Below are 24,431 nucleotides of genomic sequence, written 5' to 3'. Positions count from 1 at the left end.
ATGCAGGTCAGCAACACCGACGAAAAAGCCTATGAGGATGCACTGCCGGACGTTCTCATGCGTGTGGTTTCTGAACTGCATGACGTTGCCTATCTCATCGAGCGCATCGAGCCGCAGCTGCACGAACTTGCCGGCGTCGATTTCATGCAGCATCCGGACTGCATGAAGGTCCTGCAGGGCATCGATCTTGCCGTGCAGAAGACGCGTGGACTGGCCGAATTCATCGATACGGTGACGGCCTCGATCCCCGAGGGTCTGCTCGTCGACCTGGCGACCGCGCTGAACCTCGTGAAGCTTGCCGACATGCAGAGGGCGCTTGGCGGCGCGATCCGTCACGGCCATTCCCAGCCGCTGACCAAGGCGGTCGGCGACTGCGATCTCTTCTAGCCTGCCGTCGGGCGCAGGCAATTGGGCCGTACAGGCCTAGAGCGAACAATAAAATCCCTTTGAAAACGGCGCCTTCGGGCGCCGTTTCCTGTTTCCGGCTCTGTGCGTTGTTCGCCGGCCAGTCACCCGAAACGCTCGCGCAAGTTTCACTGCATAGTGTTCCAGGCGATCCAATAGCGGCCGCTTGCAGTTTTCTAGCGTGAGAACAGAATGAATCTGTTGAACCAGTTACCCCAGGTACTTCGTAACCTAGCCTCTCTTGGCAAAGCGCGGCTCTTCGCGCTCGCTGGCATCGGCATCGTCTCGCTGGCGCTCGTGCTTGCCGCCGCCTTCTTCGTGAACAAGCCAGCCTACGAAAACCTGTATATCGGCCTGGATGCGCAGGACCTCAATCAGATCAGTCTCGTACTTGCCGAATCCGGCGTCGATTTCGAGATCGGCGCCGATGGCTCCAGCATTTCGGTGCGGGCTGGCATGACGGGCAGGGCCCGGCTGCTCTTGGCCGAACGCGGCCTGCCAAACAGCTCTAATGCCGGCTACGAACTCTTCGACAATGTCGGATCGCTGGGCCTGACATCCTTTATGCAGGAAGTGACGCGTGTGCGTGCACTCGAAGGCGAAATCGCCCGCACGGTCCAGGCCATCAACGGCATCACGGCCGCCCGCGTCCACATCGTCATGGCCGACATCGGCAATTTCCGCCGTGGCGAGCAGAAACCGACGGCTTCCGTCATGATCCGCGCCAGCTCGTCGACTGGCCGCAAGGTGGCCCCTTCCATTCGCCATCTCGTCGCGGCTTCCGTGCCAGGCCTTGAGGTCGATGACGTGACCGTTCTGGATTCGGCCGGCCAGTTGCTGGCTTCCGGTACGGAAGGCGGGGACAACGGTCTCGGCCGCAATCTCGGTGTTGCCGAGAATGTCCAGAGCGAAGTTGAATCCAACATCGACAAGGCGCTGGCGCCGTTCCTCGGGCTCGACAATTTCCGGTCCAGCGTGACCGTTGCCGTCAACACCGACACCCAGCAGATCCAGGAGACCACCTACGATCCCGAATCGAAGGTCGAACGGTCGATCCGCGTCACCAAGGACACGCAGAAGTCCTTGCAGAAGCAGGCTGACACTGCCGCCACCGTCGAGCAGAACGTCCCGCAGGCTGCCAATGCCAATGGTGGCTCCGGTCCGGAATCGTCCGATCAGCAGGACAAGAAGGAAGAACAGACTAACTACGAGATCAACAGCAAGACGATCGCGACGGTCCGCAACGGCTATCGGGTCGAGAAGATGTCGGTCGCGGTTGTCGTCAACAAGAACCGGATTGCCGCGATGGTCGGCCAGCCGGCCGATCAGGCGAAGATCGATGCCTATCTTGCCGAGATGCAGAAGATCGTGACGTCCGCCGCCGGCCTCGACGTCGAGCGCGGCGACGTCGTGACGATCACCGCCATGGACTTCATGGAGAACGAACTGCTGAACGACGAATCGGCGGCGCCTGGCGTGATGGACATGCTGAGCCGCAACCTCGCCGGCATCATCAACTCCGCGGCTTTCGTCCTGGTGGCGTTCCTGGTTGTCTGGATGGGCTTCCGCCCGCTGTTGAAGTCGATCGGTGTCGGCGGCCAGGCCGGCATCAACCAGGCTGGCCTGGAAGAGGACCTCGGTCTCGAACTGCCCGACTTTTCGCCGGCCCTCGGCGACACGGCGGCTGGCCCCGGCGCGCTCATGGAAGGCTTCGGCTCCGACTTCGGCTTCGACAGCACCGAAGACCTGCTCACCATGGACACCGAAGGCGGCGGCTTCAACCGCAAGGTCAAGGAAGGTCCGGAACGGCGCCTGTCGCGCATGGTCGAAATCAGCGAAGAGCGGGCCGCGAAGATCCTGCGCAAGTGGGCGATCGATGAGGCGGCGTGACGCGGCACTTTACGGACAACGGATTGCCGGCACGTCGCCGGCGAGCCTTCGGCGGTGGATTGGCCGGGAATTCGTTTGTGATGGCGCCGCAAGTGGCCTATCATTTGTCAATGATGGAATTTTGGGTTCGGATGGCTGCTTGGCCGTCCGGTGAATGCGGAGAAAGCCTCAAACGCAAATCTGGCCTTTGATCGAGATCGTCCTACAATACGGTGATTCGATTATGGATTCGGACTTTTGTCGCTGGAGGGAAGAGGGCGGCGACAGGTGGTAATGAGGCTGAGCGTGGCTTGCGGGTGGAGTTCAATATTCAGCTGAGGCGGGAACATGGGACAGTGGGACAGAACTGTGAACGAGACTGATCCCCTTGGTGCGGAGGCGGGTGTCGGCCGGGTCGACACGAAGGAAGAACTCGTCAACAAGCTGGCCCAACTTGCCGTTTCCTCCGACATCGCCACCGGTCTGCGCTATCTCACCCAGCATGTCGGCGCTTCCTGCTTTCTCCTGGCCCGCTACGATCTCGTCCAGGAGCAGGGCCTCGACTTCATCGTCTCCTCGGACTGGCCCTTCGATCTCGTCCGCCGTCTGGCGACGGAGCTGGCCGGCGTCTATGCCCGCTCGACCGAACTCGACAAGTGCCTTTCGCTTTTCCAGCCCGCCTTCGCATTGCTGCCGGAAGATGCGGTGATCGGAACCGGGCTCAGCCGCGAGTTCTGCAGCATGACATTGAATGTCGGGCGCACGCGGCTTTCGCTGATGCTGCTCTACCGCGACGGCATGATCCTGTCGCCGGAGCGTCTGCGCAACATCGGCCTCCTGACGGGCTACTTCTTTAGCGTCGCCGACAATTTCAGCACCCGGCAGGAACGCGACTTCGAACTGACCGAGCGCGAGATCGAGTGTCTCTTCTGGATATCCGAAGGCAAGACGAGTGACGAGATCGCCGTCATCCTCGGCATCTCGCGCAACACCATCAACAACTACATCACCAGCGTGATGCGCAAGACCGCGACGAAGACGCGGTCGGAAGCGATCGCCTATGCGGTCCGCAACAATCTGGTGTGAAGCGGGGAGGGCGTAATGGAATATTTGCCCGAAAAGAAGCGTATGCTCTATGGCGACTTGCGACCGAACCGTACGACGCGTTCGGCGGCCAGCCGCTCGGACCTTTTCCCCGATCTCGTCACCATGCAGCGCATGGTGAAAGCCCGCCACAGTGCCGTGTTTCGCATCATCGGCGGCAGCCAGCCGGGCAAGCGCAGCCTCTTCTGCGAGATGGAGAACTGGGGATCTGTCGACCAGAATTATTCCGCCCAGTTCGTCGCCGCTTACGGTGACATCCTGCTGGCGCATATAGAGAGCTCCCTCCTGCCGCTTCTCTGGAACGGCGCGGACGAAAGCAGTTCGGCGGAAGCGCCGGACGCGGGACCGTTCGTCGTCCGGCTGAAGGCGCGTCTCCTGCCGTTTTCCGGCGTCGCCTTTCCCGTCCGGCTCGGCGCCATCGGCAACGGCTTCGTCATTTTCGCTGCCAACTACATCGACATCAGCAGCGACGTGCTGATCGACCTGCACGAGAAGTGCTGCCTGATCATGATGGAACTGCTGGGCCAGGACGAACGCCGCGCCGCGCCGTCGGAGGTTCTGTCGGAACGCGAGGTGGCCTGCCTGCAGCTTGCGGGAGACGGCCGCATCAGCGAGGAGATTGCCGACAGGCTGGGACTGTCGGTGCACACGGTCAATGCCTATCTTGGCTCGGCCACCGTGAAGCTCGACTCGGTCAACCGGATCCAGGCAATCGCCAAGGCCATCCGCCTCGGCTACATCAGCTGATCATCAGGATTTTCGCCGGAGGGGCACTTTGCCGTCAGCAGGCGATCGCCTGCGGTGGCGGTTCGGCTGATTTCACGAACTTGCAGTCGTTCAGCGCCTTCTGCAGGAACATCGTGTTGGTGTGCGGATCCGTCGCCGGGTTCTGGAAGGCGATATGGGTCAGTTCCACGCCGGCGAGCTTGTCCGTCAGGCAAAGACGCGTATAGGCGGTAACGCCCGTGGCCTTGATCTCCAGGTCGAGCGTGACTTCCGGAACGCTGTTCCAGTCCATCTTGTAATCGCCGCCCATGCCGAGATTGACGGTGCCCGGATGGAAATACAGCTCGGCCGCCGATGATACGAGGTCCGACAGGTTGCCGTAGCACTCGAGGTGCAGATAGGCGACGAGATTGGCCACTTCGATCATTCTCAATTCCGTCGCAACCGGGCTGATCGCTTCGGCAATGATCTTTTCTCTTTCGGCGGAGTATGGGCATTTTCTCATGGAGAGCCGACCGTTTCGTAAAGTGGAGAAATAAGGGTTTTAAGGATTAATGTGCCGGAGAGGCCCGCGTTCAGAACGCGGGCATGCAGCAGGGCGATCCGTCGCCGTGGTGGTCCGGGAAGGCCGGAAGACCGCAAAATATTGCCTGCTGCCATTGCTCGTTCATGCCGCTGCTCCGCCTGGGAAGCTGCCGCCGAACCTCGTGGCTCTACCGGCGTCTGTTCCGCATCTTTGCGGCGTTGACCCGGTGAATGAGTTCCGCGACAGCCTTGTAGAAGACTGATGGGATGACACTATCCACCGAGACTTGCGCAAACATGGAACGGGCGAGCGGCGGATCTTCAAAAATCGGAATTTCGTTCTGGGTCGCAATCTCGCGAATACGCAGCGCGATCAGGTCCTTGCCCTTGGCGACGACCACCGGCGCGTCGTTTTCGGCCCGCACATAGCGCAGGGCGACGGCATAGTGCGTCGGGTTGGTGATGACCAGCGTGGCGCGGGAAACGTTGTCCATCATTCGGCGGCGGGCGCGGTCGCGGGCGATCGACCGCTGGCGCGCCTTGACGATCGGATCGCCCTGGGACTGCTTGTGTTCTTCCTTGACCTCCTGCTTCGTCATCTTCAGCTTTTCGTACCAGTGATGGCGCGTCCAGAAGATGTCGATGGCGGCCAGCACCGCGGTCGCCAGCAGGATGACGACCATGATCCGCCGCATGATGTTGGCCATCTTCACGAAGATGACCTGCGGGTCGGAGAACATGGCATCGATGGACGAGAAATATTCGCCCTTCAGGACGAAGAACATGATCACCGCCACGACCACGATCTTGAAGATCGACTTTCCGAACTCGACGAAGCCCGGCACGCTGAAGATGCGCGACAGTCCCGCGGCTGGCGAAATTCGCGACCATTGCGGGCGGATGCGCTCCAGCACCGGCGAGGGCAGGTTCTGCAGGATCGAGGATCCGAGCCCGAAGATCATGAGCAGAAGGAAGGCCGGCACGATGACACCGGCCGTGGCGCGGCCGATGAAGGCGAAGATCGAGGTGACGTCCGGCCCGGTCTCGACGCGCCACTGGTCGGCCTGGCCGAAGAAGTCCTTGAGCGATTCTCCGAGCCGGAGCATGCCGGTGGGCAGGAAGAAGATCAGGTAGACATAGACGGCGAGCGCCGCGGCAAACAGGGTCGCCTCCCGCGAGAACGGCGTATTGCCCTTCTCCATGGCGTCACGGATTTTCTTCTCCGTCGGGTCTTCTGTTTTACTGTCTTTGTCCTGATCTTCAGACAGGGCTCGGTCCTCTCAGAGAGCCGGTGACAAGCACCAGACACCCCGGCTATGCCGTAGGCCTGCCTGTCAGCCGAATCAGGCGGCGGCAGCGCCGCCTTCACCCTCTTCTTTCAACTGTATCTGGTTCGCGTCCGCAAGCCGCAATGCTTCGCGGGCGACCGTACGGCGCGCCATGGCGATTTCGCGCGGGTTTACGCCGGCCGTGCCTGTGGAAAGATCGGATTCGATCATGCGGCGCTGGCGCGGGCTGATGGCGGACAGTGCGCATTCCGCGATTTCCGGAGAGGCGCCGCGCAGTGCGAGCGTGAGCACGTCGCCGGCGATTTCGTTGAGAAGCATGGCGCGGCCGCGGGCCGGCATGGTGAGGATGTCTTCGAAGAGGAAGATCTTCGGACGAACCTTGCGGACGGTGTCCGCCGAGATCGTCTCGAGGTTCTGCAGCAGGCTTTCGACCTGTGGCTTTTCCATTTCGTTGATGAGTTCGGCGGCCTTGACCGAACCGGTCGAGTTCCGGTCGCTTTCCATCTCCTGCATCAGTTCCATGACACGGTTCTCGATGATCTGCGCCGCCTTCGGGCTGACGGATTTGAGATTGACCGTGCGGTTCATGATGTCGGCGCGCTGTTCCTCCGGAATGCGCATCAGCACCTTCGCGCCGAAGGAGGACGGCATCATCGACAGGATATAGGCGATGGTCTGGGGATGCTCGGCGGAGAGGAAGCGCGACACGACGGCCGGATCCGCGTCCTGCAGGTTGTCCCAGATCGATGTCTCCAGGCTCTGGAAGGTGGCACGGCGGCCGAGAAGTCCGTCGACTTCCTCCGGCGTCAGGCCTTCCTCCAGGATGTCCTCGATCGCCTTGGCGTTGTCCATCAGGCCCGCGCCTTCGGTGAACAGGTCCTCGAATTCGTTGACGATGTTGATCAGTTCGTCCGGCGGAATGCTGCGCAGTGACTGCGCGGCAGTGATGATCTGCTGCAATTCGCCCTGGGTGAAGTATTTCAGCAGCTTGCCGGCGACGCCCTTGCCCATGGCAAGCAGCACGGCGGCGGCCTTTTCGGTCTGCGACAGCGGCTGCGTCGAGACCGCGCTGCTGCTGAAATCGTCAAAGTCCATCATGGTCTTTATCCTTCAGTCCGGCGTCATGCCTTCCCGGTTCGCTGCTATGTCTTCTTCGTGCTGATCACGTCGATGATCTTGACGCCGAAGCGCGTGCTGTCGCTTTCAAGGACGGTGATCTCGCCGCGGGCGATCACCCGCCCGTTGACGGTGATGTCGACGGGATCGCCGATCTTCTTGTCGAGTGCGATTGTCGCGCCTTCGGCGAGGTTCATCAGGCCGGAGACCTGCATGCGGCTCGAGCCGAGCACGATCTGCAGGTCGATCGGGATGTCCATGATGAGGTCGAGATTCGACGAAAGTGCGCTGCCGGGCGCCTGGTCGACGCCGCCGTCCATCATCCCGAAATCGTTGCCGCCCATGTCCCCGCCAAACTCGTTGCCGAAGTCCGAACCAAGACCCGAAAGATCATCGCCCATGCCGGCCGCCGGAAATTCCGCGCCGAAGTCGGAGCCGAGATCGCCGCCGATATCGGAGGAGAATTCGCCGATATCCGGCAGGCCGCCAGCTTCGTCGCTCTGCAGCACGCCGCGCAGATTGCCGATGGCCTCGTCAAGCTCGGCTTCGTTGCCTGCGCCGGCTTCGTTCATTTCATCAAGCGGTGTTTTCTTCGGTGCCATGAAGCTACTTATTCCATTCCAAGCTTGCCCTGAGCCTGCGTCGCCTGTCCCTGAACATGATATTCGGAACGTGCTACGAGTTCATCAGATGCCGGATCAGTTCGTCATCGGAGTTAATGTTGTCCTTCACCCGCAGCATGTATTTCTCGCCGGCTCTCCCGAATTCGCACACATAGAGATCCTTGCCGTTGGCATTGACCTCGACATGCACGTCCTTCTTGTCGAGAAACGGGATGACGTCGCCCGGCGCAAGCTTCGAGATCGTCTGCAGCGACAGAGCCTGCAGTTTGATGCGGGCTTCCAGCGTCACCTGCGAGCGCTTGACCTGCTCGTTGATCCGCTCGACCCAGTCCTGGTGAGCCGGGGAAACCTGTCCGCCGGCCTTGGGCAGGGCGAACGTGGTCTTCAGCATCACGCGCTGCGGGAGAATGACGCCGATTTCCGCCTTCACGGGACCGAGCTCCATGCTCATCCGGATGAGGGCCGCATGCGGGTCCTCGTCCTCGTCGAGCGGCTTCGGACGGCTTGCGGCGTTGTGCGGCTTTTCCAGCGTCGGCTCGTAGCGGTTTTCCGCGCAGGCGCCCGATTTCAGCACGCCTGCCATCTTCTCGAACAGGGTGACGGAAAGGTCGAGCTCCATCTTCGAGAGCGCCCGTTCGGCCGGTTCGCTGATGCTTTCAGTGACGGCGCCGAGCATCATTTCCATCAGGACGATCGAAAGCCGGTTGCCGACCACGAGAACGAAATGCGGGCACCAGCCGCGCAGGGTGACATCGGTCAGCGTGACCGTGTCGCCGAGATTTGCGATCAGTGCGTTCTGCCGGCCGGTCTGGCAACCGACATATTCGACGACGATGTCGCGGCCCGTCTCGCTCTGGAAGACGTCGGGCAGGAATTCCGCAAACAGCGTGCCGATCTGCGCCGCGGTCTTTGCGATGGTTTCGGTGTCGCCAAGGTCGCCGACCATGCGGGCAAGCAGGGCCGGATCGAATGCCTCTTCCTTGTGTTCGACGTTCTCCGACATCTATCAGGCCGCCTTCTCGCCACCGCCGCCGGGGTTCATCATCTCCTGCTCGACGGCGTCGATCGACGGGCGCTCATAGGAGGAAATGGTCTTGCGTCCGTATTCCAGCGCCACCTGCGGCACGGAGCCGTTCATGTAGGCGAGCAGCGTCTGCTTGACGATCACATAGAGCCGGTTCTGCTTGGAGCGCACGCCCTTGATGGCGGCTGCAATCGGCTGGATGACCGAGTAGGATATCAGAATGCCGAGAAAGGTGCCGACAAGCGCGGCGCCGATCAGGTGACCGAGCACTTCCGGTGACTCATTGATGGCGCCCATGGTGTGAATAATGCCCAGAACGGCAGCGACGATACCGATGGCGGGCATGGCGTCGCCGATACCGCACAGCGCCTCGTATGACTTCATCTTGTCATGCGAGATGGTTTCGATTTCTTCGTCCATCAGTGCCTCGATCTCGTGCGAGCGGGCGTTGCCGATGATGATCAGGCGGACGTAGTCGCAGATGAAGGAGGTCAGTTCCTGGTTCTTGAGGACTGTTGGAGCCGACTGGAAGATCGAGGATTCCATCGGATTGTCGATATGGGCCTCGATCTCGTTGCGTGACTTCGTCCTGAGATCGCGCATCAGCGAATAGAGAACGCCGAGCGTATCGAGATAATGCCGTTCCTTGGGCACCGCGTATTTGAAGGCTTCGCCGATTGCCTTGCCGCTGTCCTTGATGACTTTCATCGGATTGGAGACGATGAAGCCGCCGAGCGCGGCACCGCCGATCTGCACCAGCTCGAACGGCTGAATCAGCACATCGATATGGCCACCGGCCGCCATGTAGCCGCCAAAGACGCAGCCGAAGGTCACGACCAGTCCGATAATGATATTCATTTTAAGCTCTCGGATACCGATTTATACATCTTTGAACCCTAGGATTCCTGCCTTGCGTGAGGCTGTACCTTGCGCACGGGCGGGAGACAGTTTCGCACAAGCCTATCGCGGCACCTTCGCGGAAACCTGACAGCCTGCCCTCCTTTGGGACCGAACCGGATTTGGGAAGGCGGACGAAGCGATGACAACGACCTACACGAGCTACAAGCTGATCACGCAGGACATGACGGCGTCGCTGAAACGCGTTGCCGCCGAGCCCGATGTTGCGCGCGACACCCAGTATTATCTCGAGAACATCGGCAACGTGAAATCGATCGACGATTTCATGGCCGACGACCGCCTGTACAACTATGCGCTCAAGGCTCACGGCCTGGAGGACATGGGCTACGCCAAGGCCTTCATCCGCAAGGTCCTGACGGAAGGCAACACCTCCGACACGGCGTTTGCCAAGCAATTGAGCGACAACCGTTATTCCGAACTCGTCGACTCGCTGGACTTCGCCCAGCACAACACGGCCGCCACCGCTTTCGACCGCGCCCAGCAGGGCGTCGTCGACAAGTACATGCGCCAGACGCTGGAGCAGGAGGCCGGAGACGAGAACACCGGCGTTCGGCTGGCGCTCTATTTCGAGCGCAACGCGTCCAGCATCAACAGCGGCATGGATATCCTCGCCGACGAAGCGCTGTCGCAGGTGGTGCGCACGGCACTCGGCCTTCCCGACGAGATGGCCGCGTCCGATATCGACCAGCAGGCGGCCTATCTCGAGCGCGTCCTTGACGTGAAGGACTTCCAGGACCCCGAAAAGACCGGAAAGTTCCTGGAACGCTTCGCGGCAATGTGGGAGCTGGACAATCCCTCGGACAACTATGACCCGCTTGCCGTTTTCGGATCCTCGTCCCGCTCCGGCATCTCCGCCGACCTGCTCATATCCATCAATTCGCTGAAGCTCGGAGGGAGTTAGTACCGAATGCAGACCGGACTTTACGTTGCGTTGTCGTCGCAGGTTGCCCTGGACCGTCGTCTGACGACGATCGCGGACAACCTTGCCAATGTGAACACGACGGGCTTCCGCGCAACGGAAATCAAGTTCGATGACATCATGAGCCAGACGGCGGAAGCCAATGGCGGCAAGATCGCCTTCGTGTCCCAGGGCACCGACTATCTGGCGACCCGTCCGGGCGAACTTGCGCAGACAGGCGATACCTTCGACTTCGCGATCCGCGGTGACGGCTGGTTTGCAATCGACACGCCGGCCGGCCAGGTGCTGACCCGCGATGGCCGTTTCACGATCCGCGAGGATGGAAGCCTGGTCTCGTCGCGTGGCTATGCCGTGCTCGATCCGGGCGGCGGCGCGATCCAGCTGAACCGTGAAGGTGGACCGCCGCAAGTCGGCGCCGACGGTTCCGTGTTCCAGGACGGCAAGCTGGTCAACAAGATCGGCACCTTCACCATCGACATCACCAAGGGCTTCAGCCGCTACGAGAACAGCGGCATCATACCGACCGATCGCCCGAGGCCGACGCTCGAGGGAGAGGCCGGCAATATCCTGCAGGGCTACCTGGAGAACTCCAATGTCAACGGTATCCGCGAAATGACCCAGCTGATCGAGGTCAACCGCGCCTTCGAGAACATCGCGGCCCTGACGACGGAAAGCGATTCGTCTTTGGACGAAGCCATCAAGACCCTTGCCGGAACACGATGAACGGATAATGCCCGATGGGGAGCGAACTCCTTCACAAGGACGCGATTTCACCGAAGCTCGGCCGCCTGGCCGAGCTCGCCAATCGCTTTGCCGACCCGGAGTTCGCAATTGCCCATGGCGGTCGCGTCAAGACGATCGCGGCCGGTCACTACACCGTATCCGGCCTGTCGCGTCAGGTTAGGCTTGGCGATTTCGTCGCCCACCGTTCGGCGACCGGCACCCATCTTGGCGAGGTCGTGCGCGTCGAGCCTGAGCTCGTCTATGTCTGCCCGATCGAGCCCGGCGAACCGATCGCCATCCACGACATCGTCATCCGCAAGGGCGCCTTCCGCCTGGCCCCGGCCGAGAGCTGGTGCGGCCGCGCCATCAACGCGCTCGGCGACCCGATCGACGGCAAGGGTCCGCTCGAGGTCGGGACGGCGCAGCGCTCGATTTCCAACAATGCGCCGCCATCCATGACCCGCCGACGCGTCGAGAGCGGCTTCAAGACCGGCGTGAAGGCGGTCGACATCTTCTCGCCGCTCTGCCTCGGTCAGCGTCTCGGCATTTTCGCCGGTTCCGGCGTCGGCAAGTCGACGCTGCTGTCGATGCTGGCCAGGGCCGATGCCTTCGACAAGGTGGTGATTGCCCTTGTCGGCGAGCGCGGCCGTGAAGTGCGTGAATTCATCGAGGATACGCTCGGCGACAACATGGCGAAAGCGGTCGCCGTCGTCGCTACCAGCGACGAAAGCCCGATGCTGCGCAAGATGGCACCCCTGAGCGCCATCACCATCGCCGAACATTTCCGCGACAAGGGCGACAACGTCCTGATGATCGTCGACAGCGTCACGCGCTTTGCGCACGCCATTCGCGAGGTGGCGACCGCGTCCGGCGAGCCGCCGGTCGCCCGTGGCTATCCGGCGTCGGTCTTCACCGAACTGCCGCGACTTCTCGAACGCGCCGGTCCCGGCGCGGAAGGAACCGGTACGATCACCGCGATCATCTCCATCCTCGTCGATGGTGACAATCACAACGACCCGATCGCCGATTCCACGCGCGGCATTCTCGATGGGCACATCGTCCTCGACCGCACGCTGGCGGAGGAGGGCCGCTATCCGCCGGTCGATCCGCTCGCCTCGATTTCGCGACTGGCCCGCAAGGCCTGGACGCCGGACCAGGAAACGCTGGTCTCGCGCCTCAAGTCGCTGATCCACCGCTACCAGGAAACCACGGACCTGCGCCTGATCGGCGGCTACCGTCCCGGCACCGACCCTGAACTCGACATGGCGCTCAAGCAAGTGCCGATCATCTACGATGTCTTGAAGCAAACGCCGGGCGAACCGCCTTGCCCCGATGCCTTCTCGGCGCTGGCGGCTGCGCTGAAGTCGGGTAACGCCAATCAGCAGGGACAAGGCGGACTGCGGCAGAGGGGGAACGGATGACGGAGAGCGTGGACGAGGAAATCCGCGTCGACGATATCGGCGAGGCGTTCGGCGAGAAGCGTGTGTCGGCTCGCACAATATCCAAGGTCGACAGGGCGCTGGCGGTAACCGGTTTCCTTTTGGCGCTCGCTGCCGCGTCGTTCCCCTGGTACGTCTTCTTCAACGAAGAGAAATTCAAGGTCGAGGTCGCGGAAGGTCCAAGGACACGCGACCTGCCGGAAACGCCGCCGCGCCAGGTTTTGAGCGTCTCGCCGCTCGCCATGACCGACAATGACAATATCGCGCCGCCACCGAACAAGCAGCCGGACGCCGATCCACTGCAGACGGCGTCGGTGCCGAAGGTGGCCCCTCGTGACAGTTCCACGAGCTTCGACCAGCCCTTCCCGGTCAAGAGCGGCTTCCAGCTCCTTCACGTCTCCAATGGCCAGGCTCTGATCGAGGATCGTTCCGGCGTCTACATGGTCCGGGTCGGCTCCGTTCTGCCCGACAACAGCCGCCTGGCGAGCCTGGAACAGCGCGAGGGCAAATGGGTTCTCATCACCTCCAACGGTGATGTGATTGGCGACGAGCAAGTCCAGATCCGGCCTCCTTCGGTCTCCGTAAGTCCCACGCAAGATTAACTGCGTAGTTTTTCTCCGAAGATCGGAGTTAGGCCTATGCAACCAATCCAACTGTTTGAACTGGCGTCAAAACAGGCTGAATGGCTGTCTGTCCGCCAGGAACTCGTCGCCAACAACATCGCCAATGCCAACACGCCGAAATACGTCGCCAAGGATGTGACGCCTTTCAGCGCCGTCCTGACGCAGGCAGGCAATGGCATGGCGCGCACCAATTCCAGACATGTTTCCAGCAACACCGTCAGCGAGAATTTCTCTGTCGTGGACGCTGCCTTGTCGGACGAGGACGGCATCAAGGAATCCGGCAACACCGTCAGCCTCGCCGGCGAACTGACGAAGAGCGGCGAAATTCGCCGTGAGTTCGAGCTGAACGCCGCCCTGGTCAAATCCTTCCACCGCATGATGCTGATGGCAGTTAAGAGGTAGTAACACATGGATCCTTTGGTCGCGGCCCAAAAGATCGCCGGAAGCGGACTGGATGTGCAGTCCGCCAGATTGCGCGTCGTCTCGGAAAACATTGCCAACTCCCGCTCGACCGGCGACACGCCGGGTGCCGATCCCTATCGCCGCAAGACCGTCACGTTCGGAAACGAGCTGGACAAGTCGTCCGGGATCGACCTCGTCAAGGTGAGCAAGGTCGGCGTCGACCGTTCGAATTTCGGCCAGGAATACGATCCGGGCAGTCCGGCCGCGGACTCGCGCGGGATCGTCAAGATGCCGAACGTCAACGTGCTGATCGAAATGGCCGACATGCGGGAAGCCAATCGTACCTACGAGGCAAACCTGCAAACCATCAAGCAGTCGCGTGACCTGATCTCGGCGACCATCGACCTCCTGAAGGCATCGCAATGATAGACGGTATCCAGAAGATCAACTTCATGTCGTTTGGCCGCGACCTGGATGTGGATTCCAGCGCGTCGGCCAGCCAGGGCGTCACGCCTGGCAATCAGACCGGTCAGGGGTTCCTGGATGCGCTGCAGGATGCGGCCACCGACATGACCGAGAACCTCAAGCATGCAGAGAAGATGTCGTTCGACGGTATCAACGGCAAGGCGAACACCCGCGAAGTGGTGGATGCGATGCTGCAGGCCGAACAATCCCTGCAAACCGCCATGGCAGTGCGCGACAAGATCGTCTCGGCCTATCTCGAAATCACAAAGATGCAGATCTGACCGTCACGAGGAAGTTGAAATATGAGAGCGCTTGCCATTGCTGCGACCGGTATGGACGCCCAGCAGACGAACCTCGAAGTCATCGCGAACAACATCGCGAACATCAACACGACGGGCTACAAGCGCGCCCGCGCCGAATTCTCCGACCTTCTCTACCAGACGGAGAGAAGCCAGGGCGTTGCCAACAGCGGCAACTCGGCGATCGTCCCGGTCGGCACCAACATCGGTCTCGGTGTTCAGGCCGCCGCGGTTCGCAACATCCATATCCAGGGCGAACTGGCGCAGACCGAGAACTCGCTCGACCTGGCGCTGATCGGTCGCGGCTGGTTCCAGGTGGCCAATCCCGACGGCTCCACGGTCTATACCAGGGCCGGCTCCTTCAACACCAATGCCGACGGAGAGCTGGTGACCATCGACGGCTATGCCGTCGTGCCGGGGATCACCATTCCCGATGACGCCGTCAACGTGACGATCAGCCGGACCGGCGTCGTCGCAGCGCAGCTCGGTGGTGACACGACCTATACGGAACTCGGCCAGCTGACCTTGGCGAACTTCGTCAACGAAGCGGGCCTCGCACCGCTCGGCGACAACCTTTTCGCAGCGACTGCGGCCTCCGGCGACCCGATCGTCGCGGCTCCGGACGATCCGGGCTTCGCCTATGTGAAGCAGGGCTATCTGGAAACCTCGAACGTCGACCCGGTTCGCGAAATCACCGATCTGATCACCGCACAGCGCGCCTATGAAATGAACTCCAAGGTCATTCAGACGGCAGACGAAATGGCATCGATCGTCAGTAAGAACTTGAAATAACCTGAACAGGTGAGGGCAAACATGATGTTTCGCCGGAAGACTGGAATGAAGAGAGCGCGGGCGCTTGTTGCCGGCGCAGGCTTTCTCGTATTCGCCCCGGCCGTCATGGCCCAGGAAGCGATGGGCCGCGCCGTCATCCCGATTTCCATCATTTATCCCGGCGAGACCATCGTTGCGACCAAGCTCGATATTGTCGAGGTGACCAATCCCAACCTCAAGGGCGACTATGCCCACGAGGAGGGCCAGGTGGTCGGCATGATCGCCAAGAAGACCGTTCTGCCGGGACACGTCATCTACGTTTCCGACCTGCGTGAACCCTATGCGGTCCAGCGCGGTTCGCAGGTGCAGCTGCGCGTCAGGATCGGCAATCTCGTCATCACCGCCAAGGGGTCGCCGCTGGAAGATGCGGCGATCGGCGATTTTATCCGCGTCCGCAATCTCGATTCCGGCATCATCGTGTCGGGAACCGTTATGCAGGACGGAGCCGTCGAGGTGGCCGCGAAATGAGACTTGGCCGCATCGCATCCATGTTCGGTCTGGCGCTTCTGGTCTGCCTCGGTAACGCGGCGCCGGCTGCCGCCGTCGCTTCGCGCATCAAGGACATTGCCTCGCTGCAGTCCGGACGCGACAACCAGCTGATCGGCTACGGTCTGGTCGTCGGCCTGCAGGGCACCGGTGACGGATTGCGCTCTTCGCCCTTCACCGACCAGTCGCTGCGCGCCATGCTGCAGAACCTCGGCATCTCCACGCAGGGCGGCCAGTCGTCGGCGCGCAACGTCGCGGCCGTCATGGTGACGGCGACGCTGCCGCCATTCGCAAGTCCGGGAAGCCGCATCGACGTGTCTGTCAGTTCGCTCGGCGACGCCACGTCGCTGCGCGGCGGCACGCTCGTGATGACCTCGTTGACCGGCGCCGACGGGCAGATCTATTCGGTCGCCCAGGGTGCGGTCGTTGTCTCCGGCTTCTCCGCCCAGGGCAATGCCGCATCGGTGACCGAGGGGGTGACGACGGCTGGACGGATCCCGAACGGTGCGATCATCGAACGGCAGCTGCCCTCCCGCTTCATGGATGCGGTCAATCTTGTCTTCCAGCTCAGGAACCCGGACTTCTCGACAGCCGTCCGCGTCTCGGATGTGATCAACGCCTATGCCGGAAAGCGTTTCGGCGGCCCGATCGCCCAGGCGCAGGATTCGCAGGAAATCGTCGTTGAGAAGCCGAAGACCGTTGAGCTCGCCCGGCTGATGGCGGATATCGAGAACCTGATCGTCGAGACCGACACGCCGGCCAAGGTGGTCGTCAACGAGCGCACCGGCACGATCGTCATCGGCGCCGATGTCCGGGTGTCGAAGGTCGCCGTCAGCTACGGTACGCTCACGGTTCAGGTAACCGAGTCGCCGCAGGTCATTCAGCCCTTGCCCTTCTCTGACGGCACGACGGAAACGCAGCAGCAGACCGATATCCTGGCTTCGAAGACGGGCGGTCCGGTTGCCATACTCGACGGTCCGAACCTGCGCACGCTGGTTGCCGGCCTGAACAGCATCGGCGTCAAGCCGGACGGCATCATCGCCATTCTCCAGGGGATCAAGTCTGCCGGTGCGCTGCAGGCTGAGTTGGTGCTGCAATGATGGGGATACTTGCAAGCAAGCTGGTTCGGAAAAAACTGCGGCAGATCGGCTTGCCGCTGCTCTTCACCGCGCTCGCCGCCATCCCCTACGCCGTCGCGGCAGAAGAGCCTGCAATGCCGCCCCTTCCCGAATCCGACAGCGAGATCCGTCAGTTCTGCTCCAATATCGCCGACGCGGCGCGTGACCGGCGCTATCTCATCCAGAAGCAGGAGCTCGAGAAACTGCAGTCGGACGTCAACGACCGCATCGCGATCCTTGAACAGAAGAAGACCGAATACGAGGCCTGGCTCAATAAGCGCAACGACTTCCTGAAAAGGGCCGAGGTCGGGCTCATCGATATCTACAAGAACATGAAGCCCGATGCGGCGGCGCCGCAGCTGGCCGAACTCAACGTGCAGATCGCCGCTGCCATCATCATGCAGCTGCCTGCGCGCCAATCCAGTCTCATCCTCAGTGAAATGGATGCGCAGAAAGCGGCGATGGTGGCCGCGATCATCTCCAGCGCGGCCGACACGAACACAGGCAAGAAGAAGAATCCGACATGATAAAGCCTATTGTGACCCTGCTGGCCTGCCTGTCCCTCGCAAGCTGCGGAACCAAGGCGTTCCAGGAGGTCAATCGCGCGCCGGCAATGAGCCCGGTCGGCAGCGGCCTGGCCTATGGGCAGGCGCCGCAGCAGATGGTCATGTATCCGCAGCAGACCGCGCCGATGGCGCAGGGCTTCTCGCTCTGGAACGATTCCCAGGCGGCGCTGTTCAAGGATGCGCGGGCCCTGAAGGTCGGCGACATCCTGACCGTCTCGATCACCATCAACGACAAGGCGAGCTTCGACAATTCGACGAGCCGCAGCCGCACGAATTCGAGCGGGATGAACTTGTCCTCGGCGATTGACCTGTTCGGCAAGTTCAAGCCGGCCGATTCCAACGGCGATGTCAGCTACGGCTCCGACACCAGCACCGACGGCAAGGGCACGATCAGCCGCAAGGAGGTCCTCGACCTGAAGGTCGCTGCCGTCGTCACCGGCACGCTGCCGAACGGCAACCTGATCATCAGCGGCTCCCAGGAGGTGCGCGTGAACCAGGAAATGCGCATCCTCAACGTCGCGGGTATCGTGCGGCCGCAGGATGTCGACGCCGACAACATGATCTCCTACGATCGGATCGCGGAGGCCCGCATCTCCTACGGCGGACGTGGTCGCCTGATGGAAGTCCAGCAGCCGCCGATGGGCCAGCAGCTCGTCGACGTCTACACGCCGCTTTGACCTGAGGATCCCCATGGCTGAGCAGGAAGAGGAAGAGGGCGGAAAGAAGAAGAAATCCGCGATGATGCAGATGATCATCGGCTTCGCCGTCCTGACGATCGTCGGCGGCGGGGCAGGATGGGTCATCGGCAACATGTCGGCGCAGAAGATCCTCAGCGCGGAAAAGGCGGCGTCCGAACACAAGAAGGCCGAAGCGCCGCCGGCTGCCGAAGGCGGCGAGGCGTCGGCGGAAGGCGAGGCCGGTCCCAACACGCTCGAGAAGATTTCGACGGAGGCCAATGGCGTCGTCCAGCTGGAGCCAATCACCACCAACCTCGCATACCCATCGGAAAACTGGGTGCGGATGGAAGTGGCGCTGCTTTTCAAGGACAAGCCGGATGTCGCCCTGGCCGAGGACATTCACCAGGATATCCTCGCCTATCTGAGGACGGTTTCATTGCAGCAGATCGAAGGTCCGCGCGGCTTCGAATATCTCAAGGAGGATATTCAGGAGCGGGTTGACCTGCGTTCGGAGGGGCGGGTATCCAAGGTTCTGTTTAGGACCTTCGTGCTCGAATGATTCGGCTCATCTCCATATTGAGCGGACTGCTGCTTCTGCCGGCGGTCGCGCTCGCGCAGCAGCTGCCTTCCGATCTGTTGAATACGCAGATTGATGGATCCGTCGCCGCGTGGATCATCCGCACTTTCGGCCTTCTGACGGTCCTGTCGATCGCGCCCGGCATCCTGGTGATGGTCACCAGCTTTCCACGTTTCGTGATTGCCTTTTCGATCCTGCGCTCCGGGATGGGTCTGTCGTCGGCTCCCTCCAACATGGTGATGCTCAGCCTCGCCCTGTTCATGACCTTCTACGTCATGGCGCCGACGATGCAGAAGTCATGGGATGACGGTCTGCAGCCGCTTCTGGCCAACCAGATCACCGAGGCCGAGGCGATAGGACGGATTGCCGAGCCGTTCCGTACCTTCATGTCTGCCAACACCCGCGACAAGGATCTCAGCCTCTTCGTCGACCTCGCCCGCGAGCGGGGGCAGACCGTCGTGGAGACCGACGGCAAGGTCGATTATCATGTGCTGATCCCGGCCTTCATGATTTCGGAGATCCGGCGCGGCTTCGAGATCGGCTTCCTGGTCGTGCTGCCGTTCCTGGTCATCGATCTGATCGTCGCCACCATCACCATGGCCATGGGCATGATGATGCTGCCGCCGACGTCGATCTCGCTTCCCTTCAAGGTCTTGTTCTTTGTCCTCATCGACGGTTGGAACCTGCTTGTCGGCAGCCTGGTGCGATCGTTCTCCTAGGTCGCCTTTCTCCTTAAAGTACTGGTAACCATATATTATCTTACTCCAATGCGACGGCCAAAATTAAGGTCTTGGCAAGGAGTGAATCCCTATTGTCAGGTCACTTGACGGGCACGGTTTTGGATAACCAAGTGGCATGATGCCGGACCGTCATGACCGGAAAATCAGTCCGGTATGTCCCTCTTTGTATTTCGTAACCAAGGGACGATCCCATGACCAGTCTTATGACTAACAACTCCGCTATGGCGGCTCTGGATACTCTGCGTGGCATCAATTCCAAGATGGAAGAGACGCAGAACCACATTTCCTCCGGCTATCGCGTCGACACGGCGTCCGACAACGCAGCCTACTGGTCGATCGCGACCACCATGCGTTCGGACAATGCAGCGCTTTCCACCGTGCAGGACGCACTGGGCCTGGGCGCTGCCAAGGCCGATACCGCCTACACCGGTATGGACTCCGCCATCGACGTCGTGACCGAGATCAAGTCCAAGCTCGTTGCTGCCCGCGAACCGGGCGTCGACAAGGACAAGATCAACTCGGAACTGACGGAACTGAAGTCGCAGCTGTCCTCGATCGCCGAGTCAGCTTCGTTCTCCGGCGAAAACTGGCTGTATAACGACACCACGACCGCACCGGGCACCAAGGAAATGGTCGCCTCGTTCACCCGTGGTTCCGACGGCTCCGTTTCGCTGCAGACGATCTCGTTCGACACCGCGAACTCGGTTCTTGTCGACACTGACGACGCCGATAATGGTCTGCTGACGAAGGACTACACCGCGACCATTCCGAGCGGCACGGGGACGACGACGGTTCAGTACTTCCTGATCGACGCCTCGTCGACGACGACAGCCGCAGGTTCGGAAGTCGAGCTGTACACCACGACGACCGATGATCAGGTCGAAGGCATGATCAGCGCCGTCGACTCCATGCTCTCCGACATGACCGACGCCGCATCCACCCTCGGCGCCACCAAGTCGCGCATCGACATGCAGACGGAATTCGTTTCCGACCTGATGGACGTGATCGACACGGGTGTCGGCCGTCTCGTCGATGCGGACATGAACGAAGAGTCGACCAAGCTGAAGGCGCTGCAGACGCAGCAGCAGCTGGGCATCCAGGCGCTCTCGATCGCCAACAGCAACACTGAAAACGTGCTGTCGCTCTTCCGTTAACGAATCACCTGAAAGGGGGCCGAAAAACCCCCTCGAAGGCCGAAAATTAAGGTCGTACCCCCGGGGTGCGGCCTTTTTCGCGTTAGGATTAATTAAAATTACCAGGGAATTAAGAAAAATCTGTCGCCATTTAGGCTTTGTTAACCATGACGGTGCATTTGTTAACAAATCAGAGCGGTGAATTAATTTTATGTATGGCGCAAATTAATTGGCATGATGCAGATCACCCTCGCCGGTAAGTGAAATCCGGCATGTCCCGATGCCAAACGGAATAAACAGGGGCAATGCCAAAATGACTAGTATCATGACGAACGCTGCGGCAATGGCCGCGCTCAACACGATGCGCTCCATCGACAAGTCCTTGGAGCAGACGGAAAACCGCATCTCCTCCGGCTACCGGGTCGAATCGGCTTCCGACAACGCTGCTTATTGGTCGATCGCGACGACGATGCGCTCCGACAACAAGGCGCTCTCCACGGTGGAAGACGCCCTTGGCCTCGGCGCTGCGAAGGCGGACACCGCCTACACAGCGATGGACTCGGCAATTGACGTCGTCTCCGAAATCAAGGCCAAGCTGGTTGCTGCCCGCGAGCCGGGTGTCGACAAGGAAAAGATCAACTCGGAACTGACCGAGCTGAAGGCTCAGCTCTCCTCCATTTCCCAGTCCGCCTCCTTCTCCGGCGAGAACTGGCTCTATAACGATACGACGGCGGCTCCCGGCACCAAGGAAATGGTCGGATCGTTCATCCGCTCCACGGATGGTTCGGTCTCGATCCAGACCATCAGCTTCGATACCGCGACCTCGACGCTGGTCGACACCAACGACGCCGGCGATGGCCTGCTGACGAAGGACTATACGGCGACCGTTCCGAGCGGTACCGGCACGACGACGGTTCAGTACTTCCTGATCGACGCCTCCTCCAGCACGGCTGCGGTGGGCAGCGAGGTTGTTCTCTACACGACCAGCAGCGACACTGATGTCGAAGGCATGATCAGCGCGGTTGATGCCATGCTGTCCGACATGACGGACTCTGCCGCATCGCTTGGCGCCACCAAGTCGCGCATCGACATGCAGTCCGAGTTCGTCAAGGATCTGATGGACGTGATCGACACCGGTGTCGGCCGCCTCGTCGACGCCGACATGAACGAAGAGTCGACCAAGCTGAAGGCGCTGCAGACGCAGCAGCAGCTGGGCGTCCAGTCGCTGTCGATCGCCAACAGCAACTCCGAAAACATCCTCTCGCTCTTCCGGTAAGAGCGGCAGTTAATATAAAATTAATAAAGCCTATCCGTTGGCAGTATAATCCGCACCTTCCCCTGGGTGCGGATTTTCTTTTTATCCTCGATTAAGCATAAAATTCGATCATTTATCCAATTTTAACTATAATGGTGTCAGATCAGGTCATCAAACGGCGGGTTGACCTGAACAGTCGGCTTGCATGACGCTAGCCGCCGTTGCCGGTAATTCCGGAATGTCCCTTCCATTTGTTTACGTCCAAAAGGGGCAGTACCAATGACGAGTATCATGACCAACGGCGCAGCTATTGCGGCGCTCAATACCATGCGTTCGATCAACACCAGCATGGAAGAAACGCAGAACCGTATCTCTTCCGGCTACCGGGTCGACACGGCTTCCGACAACGCCGCATACTGGTCGATCGCGACCACCATGCGTTCGGATAACAAGGCACTCTCCACCGTCCAGGACGCCCTGGGTCTCGGTGCAGCGAAGGTCGACACCGCCTACACCGCCATGGATTCGTCGATCGACGTCGTTTCCGAAATCAAGGCCAAGCTGGTTGCAGCCCGCGAACCGGGCGTCGACAAGGAAAAGATCAATTCCGAACTGACCGAACTGAAGTCGCAGCTGTCCTCGATTGCCGAGTCCGCGTCGTTCTCCGGTGAAAACTGGCTCTACAACGACACGACGACAGCTCCGGCTACCAAGGAAATGGTCGGATCCTTCGTGCGTGCTTCCGACAATTCCGTCTCGGTCAAGCTCATCAGCTTCGACACAGCCGAGTCCATGCTGGTTGACACCAACGACGCCGGCGATGGCCTGCTGACCAAGGACTACACCGCGACCATTCCGAGCGGCACCGGCACGACGACGGTCCAGTACTTCCTCATTGACGCCTCCTCGACAACGACTGCGGCAGGTTCGGAAGTCACGCTCTATACGACCTCCACCGACGATGAAGTCGAAGGCATGATCAGCGCCGTTGACGCCATGCTCTCCGACATGACGGACGCTGCGTCCTCGCTCGGTGCGACGAAGTCCCGTATCGACATGCAGAACGAGTTCGTCGCCGACCTCATGGACGTGATCGACACCGGCGTCGGCCGCCTCGTCGATGCCGACATGAACGAAGAGTCGACGAAGCTGAAGGCGCTGCAGACGCAGCAGCAGCTGGGCATCCAGTCGCTGTCGATCGCCAACAGCAACTCCGAAAACATCCTCTCGCTCTTCCGTTAATCGGAGCGGGGCGGGGCGCTCGAGGCGCCCGGCCAGTGATCAGGCAAAAGGCCGCATTCTCCGGAATGCGGCCTTTTGTGCGTCTGGAAGACCCGAAACTTGCGTGAGGCATGCGCGTTAACGCTTTCTTCATCCCTCAGCGTCGTTTCCCCGTTGCGTTAACTATTTGTTAACTATATCAACCTTAACAAATTGTTAATGAACGTCGGGTTGACCATAGGGCAAACGGGTCAATTGGCATGAAGCTGTCCGTCGTTCCCGGTATTGCACTCCGGGATGTCCCTTGACGAAACGGGGCAATGACCAATGACCAGCATTATGACCAACACCGCCGCAATGGCGGCGCTTCAGACACTCAGATCCATCGACAAGAACATGGAGACCACCCAGAACCGGGTTTCCTCCGGCTATCGTGTCGAGACGGCGGCAGACAACGCCGCATACTGGTCGATCGCGACCACCATGCGCTCGGACAACGCGGCGCTTTCCACCGTTCAGGACGCACTCGGGCTGGGCGCCGCAAAGGCCGATACCGCCTACACCGGTCTTGAATCTGCCATCGACGTGATGACCGAGATCAAGTCCAAGCTGGTTGCCGCGCGCGAACCCGGCGTCGACAAGGACAAGATCAACAAGGAGTTGACCGAACTCAAGTCTCAGCTCTCCTCGATCGCCGAGTCGGCCTCCTTCTCCGGCGAGAACTGGCTCTACAACGAAACCAGCACGGCGCCAGGGACCAAGGAGATCGTCGCGTCCTTCAACCGCGCGACGGATGGATCCGTCTCCGTGACCACCTTGCCGTTCAATACGGCCGAGTCCGTGCTCATCGATACCAATGACGCGTCCTATGGTCTGCTGACGAAGGACGTGACCGTCACGATCGCGAGTGGCACGACCACGACGACGGTCCAGTACTTCCTGATCGACGCCTCCTCGTCCACCCCGGCGGCGGGCAGCGAGGTCGTTCTCTACACGACCTCCAGCGACGCCGATCTCGACGGCATGATCACCGCCGTCGACGACATGCTGCAGACCCTGACGGATTCGGCCTCGGCGCTGGGCGCCATCACCAGCCGCATCGACATGCAGACGGAGTTCGTCGCCACTCTCATGGATGTGATCGATCAGGGCGTCGGACGTCTGGTCGATGCGGACATGAACGAAGAGTCGACCAGGCTGAAGGCGCTGCAGACGCAGCAGCAGCTCGGCATCCAGTCGCTGTCGATCGCCAACACCAACGCGGAAAACATCCTCAGCCTCTTCAGGCAGTAAACCGGCGGCTGACCGCCTGATGCCTTTCCATTCTGCCGCGCCTTTGGTCATTGGCGGTTGGCGGA

At 60.8% G+C, this 24,431-nt stretch carries 28 protein-coding genes; 22 read left to right on the top strand and 6 right to left on the bottom strand.

The features are described 5' to 3' along the window. From cheT to visR, 4 genes are all read left to right on the top strand, one after another. Complete coding sequence (gene cheT / locus ACU5AY_RS14105) at positions 1-387, top strand: chemotaxis protein CheT (protein ID WP_261931197.1); 387 nt, start codon at positions 1-3, stop codon at positions 385-387. A gap of 210 nt (positions 388-597) precedes the next feature. Then, entirely contained in the window at positions 598-2,295 is a 1,698-nt protein-coding gene (gene fliF / locus ACU5AY_RS14100; RefSeq protein ID WP_446825337.1) for a flagellar basal-body MS-ring/collar protein FliF, read from the top strand. Between the two features lie 348 nt (positions 2,296-2,643). Beyond that, entirely contained in the window at positions 2,644-3,360 is a 717-nt protein-coding gene (gene visN / locus ACU5AY_RS14095; protein ID WP_446825336.1) for a transcriptional regulator VisN, read from the top strand. Between the two features lie 15 nt (positions 3,361-3,375). Next, positions 3,376-4,125 carry a transcriptional regulator VisR gene (gene visR / locus ACU5AY_RS14090; protein WP_446825335.1) on the top strand — a complete coding sequence of 250 codons (750 nt, stop codon included), beginning with the start codon at positions 3,376-3,378 and terminating at the stop codon, positions 4,123-4,125. 34 nt (positions 4,126-4,159) lie between these two features. On the opposite strand, the gene ACU5AY_RS14085 is transcribed toward visR, so the two are convergent. From ACU5AY_RS14085 to motA, 6 genes are all read right to left on the bottom strand, one after another. Next, complete coding sequence (locus tag ACU5AY_RS14085; protein WP_446825334.1) at positions 4,160-4,609, bottom strand: hypothetical protein; 450 nt, start codon at positions 4,607-4,609, stop codon at positions 4,160-4,162. A gap of 208 nt (positions 4,610-4,817) precedes the next feature. Further along, positions 4,818-5,897, bottom strand: a complete 1,080-nt coding sequence (gene flhB / locus ACU5AY_RS14080) for a flagellar biosynthesis protein FlhB (protein WP_446825945.1) — start codon at positions 5,895-5,897, stop codon at positions 4,818-4,820. A 75-nt stretch (positions 5,898-5,972) separates the two neighbouring features. Continuing rightward, positions 5,973-7,016: a flagellar motor switch protein FliG gene (gene fliG / locus ACU5AY_RS14075; protein WP_446825333.1), complete on the bottom strand. Its 1,044-nt coding sequence runs from the start codon at positions 7,014-7,016 to the stop codon at positions 5,973-5,975. Between the two features lie 44 nt (positions 7,017-7,060). Further along, a complete protein-coding gene (gene fliN / locus ACU5AY_RS14070) occupies positions 7,061-7,636 on the bottom strand; it encodes a flagellar motor switch protein FliN (protein ID WP_446825332.1) in 576 nt (191 codons plus the stop codon). A 73-nt stretch (positions 7,637-7,709) separates the two neighbouring features. Next, on the bottom strand, positions 7,710-8,660 hold the full coding sequence (locus ACU5AY_RS14065) for a FliM/FliN family flagellar motor switch protein (RefSeq protein ID WP_446826682.1): 951 nt from the start codon (positions 8,658-8,660) through the stop codon (positions 7,710-7,712). 3 nt (positions 8,661-8,663) lie between these two features. After that, positions 8,664-9,539 carry a flagellar motor stator protein MotA gene (gene motA, locus ACU5AY_RS14060; protein ID WP_446825330.1) on the bottom strand — a complete coding sequence of 292 codons (876 nt, stop codon included), beginning with the start codon at positions 9,537-9,539 and terminating at the stop codon, positions 8,664-8,666. 181 nt (positions 9,540-9,720) lie between these two features. Here motA and ACU5AY_RS14055 point away from each other — a divergent pair, with 181 nt between their 5' ends. The 18 genes from ACU5AY_RS14055 (at position 9,721) to ACU5AY_RS13970 (ending at position 24,366) form a co-directional block, all read left to right on the top strand. Beyond that, a complete protein-coding gene (locus ACU5AY_RS14055; RefSeq protein WP_446826681.1) occupies positions 9,721-10,500 on the top strand; it encodes a DUF1217 domain-containing protein in 780 nt (259 codons plus the stop codon). 6 nt (positions 10,501-10,506) lie between these two features. After that, complete coding sequence (gene flgF / locus ACU5AY_RS14050; protein WP_446825328.1) at positions 10,507-11,241, top strand: flagellar basal-body rod protein FlgF; 735 nt, start codon at positions 10,507-10,509, stop codon at positions 11,239-11,241. A 14-nt stretch (positions 11,242-11,255) separates the two neighbouring features. Then, a complete protein-coding gene (fliI, locus tag ACU5AY_RS14045) occupies positions 11,256-12,662 on the top strand; it encodes a flagellar protein export ATPase FliI (protein WP_446826680.1) in 1,407 nt (468 codons plus the stop codon). Beyond that, positions 12,659-13,282 carry a flagellar protein gene (locus ACU5AY_RS14040; RefSeq protein ID WP_446826679.1) on the top strand — a complete coding sequence of 208 codons (624 nt, stop codon included), beginning with the start codon at positions 12,659-12,661 and terminating at the stop codon, positions 13,280-13,282. Before fliI ends, ACU5AY_RS14040 begins: the two co-directional genes overlap by 4 nt. 36 nt (positions 13,283-13,318) lie before the next feature. Further along, complete coding sequence (gene flgB / locus ACU5AY_RS14035; RefSeq protein ID WP_446825325.1) at positions 13,319-13,705, top strand: flagellar basal body rod protein FlgB; 387 nt, start codon at positions 13,319-13,321, stop codon at positions 13,703-13,705. Between the two features lie 6 nt (positions 13,706-13,711). Further along, positions 13,712-14,131: a flagellar basal body rod protein FlgC gene (gene flgC / locus ACU5AY_RS14030; protein WP_446825324.1), complete on the top strand. Its 420-nt coding sequence runs from the start codon at positions 13,712-13,714 to the stop codon at positions 14,129-14,131. Further along, positions 14,128-14,451, top strand: coding sequence for a flagellar hook-basal body complex protein FliE (locus tag ACU5AY_RS14025; RefSeq protein WP_446825323.1), 324 nt, complete (start codon positions 14,128-14,130; stop codon positions 14,449-14,451). The genes flgC and ACU5AY_RS14025 overlap by 4 nt, the downstream gene beginning before the upstream one ends. Positions 14,452-14,472: 21 nt before the next feature. Next, positions 14,473-15,261: a flagellar basal-body rod protein FlgG gene (gene flgG / locus ACU5AY_RS14020; protein ID WP_446825322.1), complete on the top strand. Its 789-nt coding sequence runs from the start codon at positions 14,473-14,475 to the stop codon at positions 15,259-15,261. Positions 15,262-15,282: 21 nt separating this feature from the next. Next, positions 15,283-15,768: a flagellar basal body P-ring formation chaperone FlgA gene (gene flgA, locus ACU5AY_RS14015; protein ID WP_446825321.1), complete on the top strand. Its 486-nt coding sequence runs from the start codon at positions 15,283-15,285 to the stop codon at positions 15,766-15,768. Between the two features lie 20 nt (positions 15,769-15,788). Continuing rightward, entirely contained in the window at positions 15,789-16,886 is a 1,098-nt protein-coding gene (locus ACU5AY_RS14010; RefSeq protein ID WP_446829024.1) for a flagellar basal body P-ring protein FlgI, read from the top strand. After that, the gene (locus ACU5AY_RS14005) at positions 16,883-17,431 is read left to right on the top strand and encodes a MotE family protein (RefSeq protein ID WP_446826678.1); all 549 of its coding nucleotides are present in this window, start codon (positions 16,883-16,885) and stop codon (positions 17,429-17,431) included. The genes ACU5AY_RS14010 and ACU5AY_RS14005 overlap by 4 nt, the downstream gene beginning before the upstream one ends. Further along, positions 17,428-18,147 carry a flagellar basal body L-ring protein FlgH gene (flgH, locus tag ACU5AY_RS14000; protein ID WP_446825318.1) on the top strand — a complete coding sequence of 240 codons (720 nt, stop codon included), beginning with the start codon at positions 17,428-17,430 and terminating at the stop codon, positions 18,145-18,147. The genes ACU5AY_RS14005 and flgH overlap by 4 nt, the downstream gene beginning before the upstream one ends. 13 nt (positions 18,148-18,160) lie before the next feature. Further along, on the top strand, positions 18,161-18,706 hold the full coding sequence (locus ACU5AY_RS13995; RefSeq protein WP_446826677.1) for a flagellar basal body-associated FliL family protein: 546 nt from the start codon (positions 18,161-18,163) through the stop codon (positions 18,704-18,706). Continuing rightward, on the top strand, positions 18,703-19,443 hold the full coding sequence (gene fliP, locus ACU5AY_RS13990; RefSeq protein WP_446825316.1) for a flagellar type III secretion system pore protein FliP: 741 nt from the start codon (positions 18,703-18,705) through the stop codon (positions 19,441-19,443). Before ACU5AY_RS13995 ends, fliP begins: the two co-directional genes overlap by 4 nt. A 212-nt stretch (positions 19,444-19,655) precedes the next feature. Next, on the top strand, positions 19,656-20,618 hold the full coding sequence (locus ACU5AY_RS13985; protein WP_446826676.1) for a flagellin N-terminal helical domain-containing protein: 963 nt from the start codon (positions 19,656-19,658) through the stop codon (positions 20,616-20,618). Between the two features lie 292 nt (positions 20,619-20,910). Next, positions 20,911-21,873 carry a flagellin N-terminal helical domain-containing protein gene (locus tag ACU5AY_RS13980; protein ID WP_446825314.1) on the top strand — a complete coding sequence of 321 codons (963 nt, stop codon included), beginning with the start codon at positions 20,911-20,913 and terminating at the stop codon, positions 21,871-21,873. Positions 21,874-22,131: 258 nt separating this feature from the next. Further along, positions 22,132-23,094, top strand: a complete 963-nt coding sequence (locus tag ACU5AY_RS13975) for a flagellin N-terminal helical domain-containing protein (RefSeq protein ID WP_446826675.1) — start codon at positions 22,132-22,134, stop codon at positions 23,092-23,094. A 306-nt stretch (positions 23,095-23,400) separates the two neighbouring features. Next, positions 23,401-24,366, top strand: a complete 966-nt coding sequence (locus ACU5AY_RS13970; protein ID WP_446825312.1) for a flagellin N-terminal helical domain-containing protein — start codon at positions 23,401-23,403, stop codon at positions 24,364-24,366. The last annotated feature ends 65 nt before the right edge of the window (positions 24,367-24,431 follow it).

This window comes from Rhizobium sp. PAMB 3174, assembly GCF_052908375.1.
Note: the sequence above shows the minus strand (reverse complement) of the source record. Positions and strands in the feature narration are given on the sequence as shown.

Excerpts from the sequence above, each read along its gene's own strand:
- cheT (WP_261931197.1), top strand. The coding sequence starts at position 1 with ATGCAGGTCAGCAACACCGACGAAAAAGCCTATGAGGATGCACTGCCG.
- fliF (WP_446825337.1), top strand. The coding sequence starts at position 598 with ATGAATCTGTTGAACCAGTTACCCCAGGTACTTCGTAACCTAGCCTCT.
- visR (WP_446825335.1), top strand. The coding sequence starts at position 3,376 with ATGGAATATTTGCCCGAAAAGAAGCGTATGCTCTATGGCGACTTGCGA.
- ACU5AY_RS14085 (WP_446825334.1), bottom strand. The coding sequence starts at position 4,609 with ATGAGAAAATGCCCATACTCCGCCGAAAGAGAAAAGATCATTGCCGAA.
- fliG (WP_446825333.1), bottom strand. The coding sequence starts at position 7,016 with ATGATGGACTTTGACGATTTCAGCAGCAGCGCGGTCTCGACGCAGCCG.
- fliN (WP_446825332.1), bottom strand. The coding sequence starts at position 7,636 with ATGGCACCGAAGAAAACACCGCTTGATGAAATGAACGAAGCCGGCGCA.
- ACU5AY_RS14065 (WP_446826682.1), bottom strand. The coding sequence starts at position 8,660 with ATGTCGGAGAACGTCGAACACAAGGAAGAGGCATTCGATCCGGCCCTG.
- motA (WP_446825330.1), bottom strand. The coding sequence starts at position 9,539 with ATGAATATCATTATCGGACTGGTCGTGACCTTCGGCTGCGTCTTTGGC.
- ACU5AY_RS14055 (WP_446826681.1), top strand. The coding sequence starts at position 9,721 with ATGACAACGACCTACACGAGCTACAAGCTGATCACGCAGGACATGACG.
- flgF (WP_446825328.1), top strand. The coding sequence starts at position 10,507 with ATGCAGACCGGACTTTACGTTGCGTTGTCGTCGCAGGTTGCCCTGGAC.
- fliI (WP_446826680.1), top strand. The coding sequence starts at position 11,256 with ATGGGGAGCGAACTCCTTCACAAGGACGCGATTTCACCGAAGCTCGGC.
- ACU5AY_RS14040 (WP_446826679.1), top strand. The coding sequence starts at position 12,659 with ATGACGGAGAGCGTGGACGAGGAAATCCGCGTCGACGATATCGGCGAG.
- flgB (WP_446825325.1), top strand. The coding sequence starts at position 13,319 with ATGCAACCAATCCAACTGTTTGAACTGGCGTCAAAACAGGCTGAATGG.
- flgC (WP_446825324.1), top strand. The coding sequence starts at position 13,712 with ATGGATCCTTTGGTCGCGGCCCAAAAGATCGCCGGAAGCGGACTGGAT.
- ACU5AY_RS14025 (WP_446825323.1), top strand. The coding sequence starts at position 14,128 with ATGATAGACGGTATCCAGAAGATCAACTTCATGTCGTTTGGCCGCGAC.
- flgG (WP_446825322.1), top strand. The coding sequence starts at position 14,473 with ATGAGAGCGCTTGCCATTGCTGCGACCGGTATGGACGCCCAGCAGACG.
- flgA (WP_446825321.1), top strand. The coding sequence starts at position 15,283 with ATGATGTTTCGCCGGAAGACTGGAATGAAGAGAGCGCGGGCGCTTGTT.
- ACU5AY_RS14010 (WP_446829024.1), top strand. The coding sequence starts at position 15,789 with ATGTTCGGTCTGGCGCTTCTGGTCTGCCTCGGTAACGCGGCGCCGGCT.
- ACU5AY_RS14005 (WP_446826678.1), top strand. The coding sequence starts at position 16,883 with ATGATGGGGATACTTGCAAGCAAGCTGGTTCGGAAAAAACTGCGGCAG.
- flgH (WP_446825318.1), top strand. The coding sequence starts at position 17,428 with ATGATAAAGCCTATTGTGACCCTGCTGGCCTGCCTGTCCCTCGCAAGC.
- ACU5AY_RS13995 (WP_446826677.1), top strand. The coding sequence starts at position 18,161 with ATGGCTGAGCAGGAAGAGGAAGAGGGCGGAAAGAAGAAGAAATCCGCG.
- fliP (WP_446825316.1), top strand. The coding sequence starts at position 18,703 with ATGATTCGGCTCATCTCCATATTGAGCGGACTGCTGCTTCTGCCGGCG.
- ACU5AY_RS13985 (WP_446826676.1), top strand. The coding sequence starts at position 19,656 with ATGACCAGTCTTATGACTAACAACTCCGCTATGGCGGCTCTGGATACT.
- ACU5AY_RS13980 (WP_446825314.1), top strand. The coding sequence starts at position 20,911 with ATGACTAGTATCATGACGAACGCTGCGGCAATGGCCGCGCTCAACACG.
- ACU5AY_RS13975 (WP_446826675.1), top strand. The coding sequence starts at position 22,132 with ATGACGAGTATCATGACCAACGGCGCAGCTATTGCGGCGCTCAATACC.
- ACU5AY_RS13970 (WP_446825312.1), top strand. The coding sequence starts at position 23,401 with ATGACCAGCATTATGACCAACACCGCCGCAATGGCGGCGCTTCAGACA.